General features: G+C 60.2%; 6 protein-coding genes. 4 read left to right on the top strand and 2 right to left on the bottom strand.

Features of this window, described 5'->3' with window-relative positions; translation table 11 throughout:
- Nucleotides 1-17 precede the first annotated feature (17 nt).
- Nucleotides 18-1130, bottom strand: coding sequence for an aspartate-semialdehyde dehydrogenase (gene asd, locus CUC44_RS03105; RefSeq protein WP_100858526.1), 1113 nt, complete (start codon nucleotides 1128-1130; stop codon nucleotides 18-20).
- Between the two features lie 336 nt (nucleotides 1131-1466).
- Here asd and sugE point away from each other — a divergent pair, with 336 nt between their 5' ends.
- Nucleotides 1467-1781, top strand: a complete 315-nt coding sequence (gene sugE, locus CUC44_RS03110) for a quaternary ammonium compound efflux SMR transporter SugE (protein WP_042638709.1) — start codon at nucleotides 1467-1469, stop codon at nucleotides 1779-1781.
- A gap of 307 nt (nucleotides 1782-2088) precedes the next feature.
- Here sugE and CUC44_RS03115 read toward each other — a convergent pair whose 3' ends face one another.
- On the bottom strand, nucleotides 2089-2787 hold the full coding sequence (locus CUC44_RS03115) for a B3/B4 domain-containing protein (RefSeq protein WP_100858527.1): 699 nt from the start codon (nucleotides 2785-2787) through the stop codon (nucleotides 2089-2091).
- A 289-nt stretch (nucleotides 2788-3076) separates the two neighbouring features.
- Here CUC44_RS03115 and ycaO point away from each other — a divergent pair, with 289 nt between their 5' ends.
- The 3 genes from ycaO to CUC44_RS03130 all read left to right on the top strand — a co-directional run.
- Nucleotides 3077-4837 carry a 30S ribosomal protein S12 methylthiotransferase accessory factor YcaO gene (gene ycaO, locus CUC44_RS03120; protein WP_100858528.1) on the top strand — a complete coding sequence of 587 codons (1761 nt, stop codon included), beginning with the start codon at nucleotides 3077-3079 and terminating at the stop codon, nucleotides 4835-4837.
- 383 nt (nucleotides 4838-5220) lie between these two features.
- Nucleotides 5221-6069, top strand: a complete 849-nt coding sequence (gene focA, locus CUC44_RS03125; RefSeq protein WP_100858529.1) for a formate transporter FocA — start codon at nucleotides 5221-5223, stop codon at nucleotides 6067-6069.
- A 41-nt stretch (nucleotides 6070-6110) separates the two neighbouring features.
- A partial coding sequence (locus CUC44_RS03130; RefSeq protein ID WP_279627812.1) for a pyruvate formate lyase family protein occupies nucleotides 6111-6894 on the top strand: 784 nt, incomplete at its 3' end.

Raw genomic sequence — 6894 nt, forward strand, 5'->3', positions numbered from 1 at the left:
TACGGCGTCGTTACCTATCAGCGCGCCAGCAGGATGTTCAGCATGCGGCGCAGGGGCTCGGCGGCGCCCCACAGCAGCTGATCGCCCACGGTGAAGGCGGCCAGGTATTCCGGGCCCATGTTGAGCTTGCGCAGACGCCCCACCGGGATGCTGAGGGTGCCGGTGACGGCGGCCGGGGTCAGCTCGCGGGCGGTGATGTCGCGATCGTTCGGGATCACTTTCACCCAGTCGTTGTGGGCGGCGATCAGCGCCTCGATCTCGGCCAGCGGCACGTCTTTTTTGAGCTTGATGGTGAAGGCCTGGCTGTGGCAGCGCAGGGCGCCGATCCGCACGCACAGACCATCCACCGGGATGGCGGCGTCTTCAATGCCGAGGATCTTGTTGGTCTCCGCCTGGCCCTTCCACTCCTCACGGCTCTGACCGTTGTCGAGCTTGGTGTCGATCCAGGGGATGAGACCGCCGGCCAGCGGCACGCCGAAGTTGTCCACCGGCAGGGTACCGGAACGGGTCTTCTCGGTGATCTTGCGCTCGATGTCGAGGATGGCGGAGGCGGGATCCGCCAGCTCCACCGCCACTTCGTCGCGCAGCAGACCCATCTGGGTGACCAGCTCGCGCATATGGCGGGCACCGCCACCGGAAGCAGCCTGATAGGTGGCCACGCTCACCCACTCCACCAGGTCGGCCTTGAACAGGCCGCCGAGGGCCAGCAGCATCAGGCTGACGGTGCAGTTGCCACCGACGAAGGTCTTGATGCCCTTGTTCAGGGCCTGCTCGATGACGTCACCGTTGACCGGATCCAGGATGATGACGGCGTCCTTGTCCATGCGCAGGGAGGAGGCGGCATCGATCCAGTAGCCCTTCCAGCCGGCGGCCAGCAGGCGTGGGTAGACATCCTTGGTGTAGTCGCCGCCCTGGGCTGTGATGATGATCTCCTGCGCGGCCAGCGCATCGATGTCGAAGGCGTCCTGCAAGGTACCGGCATCGACGCCGAAGTTGGGAGCGGCCTCACCGGCCTGGGAGGTGGTGAAGAAGGTGGGCTGAATGCGGGCAAAGTCTTTCTCTTCCTGCATCCGGCTCATCAGCACCGAACCCACCATGCCACGCCAACCGACCAAACCTACTTTTTTCATAATGTCCTACCCTGGATAGCTGCTATAGAAACTGTGTTTAAAACGTCGTAACCCCTTGCCGGACGCGGGGTCCGTTTACAAATGGATCACAAGAAGAGTGTTGCACGTATGCGTCTGTCCACATTACGGATTGTCACGGCGGGCGCAAGTCGAATTGCGCAATATTCTGTGTCGATTGCCGCAATATCCAGCGCCGCGCCCCCGCCGCTGACGTCCCTTGGCAGCCAGGCCCCCTTTGGGGCATGATAAACGCGACTTGGCGGCCCTGCCGCCCCTCGGGGACGACCCCGGGGCTCCTCCTCTCGCAGGGACGACCCTGCCCCGCTGGAATTCACCATGCCCTGGTTACTCCTGCTACTGGCCGGCCTGTTCGAGGTCGCCTGGGCCATAGGCCTCAAATATACCGACGGCTTCAGCCGTCCCCTCCCCACCCTGCTGACCCTCTCTGCCATGGGGGTGAGCGTGTTCTTGCTCGCCATGGCGGTCAAACAGCTGCCCCTTGGCACCGCCTACGCGGTCTGGACCGGCATAGGCGCCGTCGGCACAGTGCTGATGGGGATCTGGCTGTTCAACGAGCCCGCCACCCTGGCGCGGGTGCTCTGCCTGATGCTGATCATTGGCGGCATCCTGGGGCTGAAGTTTATTGGCTAGGCACTAAAAAGGGGATCGGACTGACCGATCCCCTGCCCCATCCCTGTGACCCCTGTGCTGACCCATGCCGAGCGGCACAGATCCATGCCGACATCTCACTGCCTGGTGCGATTTTTCATCCCGTTTTGTCTGCAGGACAGATATAAGGCAGCATCTTTCGCTGCCCTGTTCCTGTATTAATCAATGAGTCGGCGCTCGCAGCTCTGCCCTGTCATCCGAAACCCGCGCGCATAAAAATGGCCACCCAGGGTGACCATCTTCTGCTTGCCTTTATTACGCCTGTTACCTTGTTACGGCTCGGCCAGCCTTATGCCTCCGTCAGGCAGCCGATCAGCTCATGCTCGATGCGGGCCTCCGGCATCATCTGCTTCAATCCCTCGATCAACCGATCGCCGGCCTCCTGCAGCGCCGAGAGCGGCATTGGCGGCAGGCTCTCCAGGATGAACCACATCTGGCCGGACTCTGCACTGAGCCGGGTTCTGATCCCCTGGCGCCAGTTCCAGCGCCGGCAGGTCACCCCCTTGTCATCGCGCCACACCACTTCGCCGGGCTCCGGACTCTCATGGGCGGGCTCGCCTTCTTTCATGGTATCGAACAGCTCGCTGCCATCGGCGACGATGAGGCGCGGCGCCCCCTCATAGGCGGTGAGATCTTCGCCGCCCACCGGGATGGCGTACTCGATGCTGATGGCATTGTAGAGATCCACCACGGGATCGATGCAGGGCAGCGCGCCGTCCCGTTGCACCCGTTTGCGCAGGGCCTGGGCCGAGCAGGGAAAACGCTGGGGCTTGGCGCCGAAGCGCTTGAACACCTGGTCCCAGGCATCGAGGTGATCCTGCGCCCAGGGAGCTTCTCCCGATGCGATCGACTGGCAGGCCCGCGCCAGCGCCCGGCTGCCGACCTCGGCATCGACGATGGGGGCCCCGTCGACCAGAATGCTCAGGGCCCGAAATCCCGGTGCCAGGGCGGTCACGCCGGGTGCGATCTGTGGTGTCATCAATGGCATAGCAACTCCCGATAAATGGGCTCATGGCAGGCAATCATGAAGGGCGACCCGCACCAGTGCGCACCGCTTCTCACCTCCCGAAGCAAGAGGGCCACATCATGGCCATTAACGGGCCATAAAAAAAACTACTTTTTCTTAATATTGTTTAGAGAAACTAATGAAGAAGGGGCATATCGGGCGCCGATGGCACTCTGCAGCGCCCCTGGAGTGGGATTGTCCTCGCCGCGTCCCCGCCGACTCATGCTATTATCTGCGGCCTAACATGAGTCAATAAAATCAGGATATTGTGATGACCGACCACACCTTTATTCCCGGCAAGGACGCGGCGCTGGAAGACTCCATCGAACGCTTCCAGACCAAGCTGCAAGCCCTGGGGTTTGATATCGAGGAAGCCTCCTGGCTCAACCCCGTGCCCAACGTCTGGTCCGTGCATATCCGCGACAAGGAGTGCGCCCTCTGCTTCACCAACGGCAAGGGTGCCAGCAAGAAGGCGGCGCTCGCCTCCGCCCTCGGCGAATACTTCGAGCGTCTCTCCACCAACTACTTCTTTGCCGACTTCTATCTGGGCGAACAGGTAGCGAACGGTGACTTCGTTCACTATCCGAACGAGAAGTGGTTCCCCATCGAGGGGGATCAGCTGCCCGCCGGCCTGCTCGACAGCTTCACCCGCAAGTTCTACAACCCGGACGGGGAAGTGACCGCCGACATGCTGGTAGATCTGCAATCGGGCAACGAGGGCCGCGGCATCGTCGCGCTGCCGTTCGAGCGCCAGTCCGATCACCAGACCGTCTATATCCCGATGAACATCATCGGCAACCTCTATGTCTCCAACGGCATGAGCGCCGGCAACACCAAGACCGAGGCCCGCACCCAGGGGCTGTCCGAGGTGTTCGAGCGCCACGTGAAGAACAAGATCATCGCCGAGGCCATCAGCCTGCCGGAGATCCCGACCGAGGTGATCGCCCGCTACCCCGGCATCGCCGCCTCCATCGCGGCGCTCGAGGCCGAAGGCTTCCCCATCTACAGCTTCGATGCCTCCTTGGGCGGTCGTTACCCCGTCATCTGCGTGGTGCTGCTCAACCCGAGCAACGGCACCTGCTTTGCTTCCTTCGGCGCCCACCCGCGCTTCGAAGTGGCGTTCGAGCGCACCGTCACCGAGCTGCTGCAGGGCCGTGGCCTGAAAGATCTGGACGTGTTCGTACCGCCCTCGTTTGACAACGAGCAGGTGGCGGATCACCACAACCTGGAGACCCACTTCATCGACTCCTCCGGCCTCATCAGCTGGGATCTGTTCAAGCAGGATGCGGACTTCGAGTTCGCCGATTGGGACTTCCGTGGCACCTCCCAGGAAGAGTTCGATCACCTGATCGGCATCTTCCACGAGCTGGAGCAGCCGGTCTACATCGCCGATTACGAGCACCTTGGCGTCTACGCCTGTCGCATCCTGGTGCCCGGCATGTCCGACATCTATCCGGTCGAGGATCTGCTGCTGGCCAACAACACCATGGGCGCACACCTGCGGGAAGTGATCCTGGCGCTGCCGTCCCTGGAGTGGGATGCCGAGCAATACATGGCGCTGTTCGATCAGCTCGATGAAGAGGGCCACGACGAGCGTACCCGGGTGCGCGAGCTGCTCGGCATCGCCGCCGCCAAGGGCACGGCCCTGCATACCCTGCGGGTCGGTGAGCTCAAGGCCATGCTGGCACTGGCCGCAGGCGAGCTGGAAAGCGCGCTGGATCTCATCGACTGGACCATGGAGTTCAACCAGTCTGTGTTCCCAAGCGATCGCGCCAACTACTACCGCGCCCTGCGTGCCTGCGTCGAGCTGTTCCTGGACGAGGAGCGCGATCCCGAGCAGTACCGCCCGGTGTTCGCCCGCATGTTCGGGGAAGCGGCGCTGGCCGAGGCCTGGGCCCACGCCAGTGGCGAGGCGCGCTTCCACGGCCTGGCGGCAGCGGATCTGTCCCTGTCCCAGTTCCCGCTGCACCAGAAGCTGCTGGCCGCCTATGAGAAGCTACAGAAGGCCAAACGAGCCCATTCCTGGGCCTGATGTGGTAATGTAATGAAGGGGCCTGATGGCCCCTTCTGTTTTATGGTCTACGCTTTGGGCTGTTTGTTATTCAGGGATGAAATAAAAAACAAAAAATACCCCTAAGGGGGTTGTTAACGGGGCCCGGTATGTGCTGCGTTGCTGCAAACATATCTTGCCGATATATTTTTACCAAAAATAATTATAAACTGTTTTAAATCATAAACTTAATCACGACACCATTTCTGTTTCACCTGAAATCGCGTGTAAAGTCAAGCTGCCAGCGGGGTCATTTTTCTGTAGTAAAATTACATTCACAATATGTAATTCTTGATCCGAGTCAATTTTGGCGATCTGCCCCTTTGTTATGATTTCCACAGGCAAAATATGCAGGTACATGAGAATTGAAAGCTGAATCTCCCTTTGATTGTCTGAAGCCCGAAGCCATCGCCGCCCTGGCCGAAGACATTACTTATGCCAAGGCCACCAAGCCTGCATACAAGGTCATCCCCCTGGCCATCACAGCTGGCGCCTTCATCGCCATCGCGTTCATCTTTTATATCACTGTCACCACCGGCAGCAGCGGCATGTCCTGGGGCATGTCCAAGTTAGTCGGCGGTCTGTGCTTCTCCCTCGGCCTCATCCTCTGCGTGCTGCTCGGTGCCGAGCTGTTCACCTCCACCACCCTGACCCTGGTGGCCAAGGCGGCCAATCGCATCAGCTGGGCTCAGCTGTTCAAGAACTGGGGCCTGGTCTACTTCGGTAACCTGATTGGCGGCCTCATCATGGTGGCGCTCATCATCATGTCCGCCGAGTACACGGCCGCCAACGGCCAATGGGGTCTCAACGCCCTCAACGTCGCCCAGCACAAGATCCACCACAGCTTCTTCGAGGCCGTTGCCCTCGGTATTCTCTGCAACCTCATGGTGTGTCTCGCCGTGTGGATGGCGTTCGGCGCCCGCAGTGCCACCGACAAGGTGATGGTCATGCTGCTCCCCGTCGCCATGTTCGTGGCCTCCGGTTTTGAGCACAGCATCGCAAACATGTTTATGATCCCGGTTGGCATCGCTATCCACAGCGTCGCAGGTCCGGAATTCTGGCAGGCCATCGGCCAGGACCCGGCAAGCTTCGCCGACCTGACCGTATCCAACTTCGTTCTACACAACCTCATCCCGGTCACCATAGGTAATATCATTGGTGGTGGCGTGATGGTTGGCTTGACTTACTGGTTTATCTTCCGTCGCCATCATTAAGGACGGCGACAGACACATAAATACCTTGAGAGGTAATGAAAATGGCAGAACTTAACGAACAGTTCCAAAAAGCATGGGAAGGCTTCGCAGCCGGTGAATGGCAGACCTCTGTCAACACCCGTGATTTCATCCAGAAGAACTACACCCCGTATGAAGGTGACGAGTCCTTCCTGGCTGGTGCGACCGAAGCTACCGCCAAGCTGTGGGACAAGGTCATGGAAGGCATCAAGATCGAGAACCGCACTCACGCGCCGGTCGATTTTGATACTGACCTGCCCTCCACCATTACCGCTCACGATGCCGGCTATATCGACCAGAGCCTGGAGCAAATCGTTGGTCTGCAGACTGACAAGCCGCTCAAGCGCGCCATCATCGCCAACGGCGGTATCAAGATGGTCAAGACTTCCTGCGAAGTCTACGGCCGCCAACTTGACCCCATGGTCGAGAAGATCTTCACCGAGTACCGCAAGACCCACAACCAGGGCGTGTTCGATGTCTACACCAAGGACATCCTGAACTGCCGTAAGTCTGGCGTCATTACCGGTCTGCCGGATGCCTACGGCCGTGGCCGTATCATCGGTGACTACCGCCGTGTTGCCCTGTACGGTATCGACTTCCTGATGGCCGACAAACTGGCCCAGTTCAAGTCCCTGCAGGCTGATCTGGAAAACGGTGTCAACCTGGAAGCCACCATCCGTCTGCGCGAAGAGATCTCCGAGCAGCACCGTGCCCTGGCCCAGATGAAGGTGATGGCTGCCAAATATGGCTGCGACATCTCTGTACCGGCCAAGACCGCCAAAGAAGCCGTACAGTGGACCTACTTCG

It is taken from the genome of Aeromonas lusitana, assembly GCF_002812985.1.
Lineage (GTDB): Bacteria > Pseudomonadota > Gammaproteobacteria > Enterobacterales > Aeromonadaceae > Aeromonas > Aeromonas lusitana.

Coding starts and splice junctions, on each gene's coding strand:
- asd (WP_100858526.1), bottom strand. CDS start 1,130: ATGAAAAAAGTAGGTTTGGTCGGTTGGCGTGGCATGGTGGGTTCGGTG.
- sugE (WP_042638709.1), top strand. CDS start 1,467: ATGCCCTGGTTACTCCTGCTACTGGCCGGCCTGTTCGAGGTCGCCTGG.
- CUC44_RS03115 (WP_100858527.1), bottom strand. CDS start 2,787: ATGCCATTGATGACACCACAGATCGCACCCGGCGTGACCGCCCTGGCA.
- ycaO (WP_100858528.1), top strand. CDS start 3,077: ATGACCGACCACACCTTTATTCCCGGCAAGGACGCGGCGCTGGAAGAC.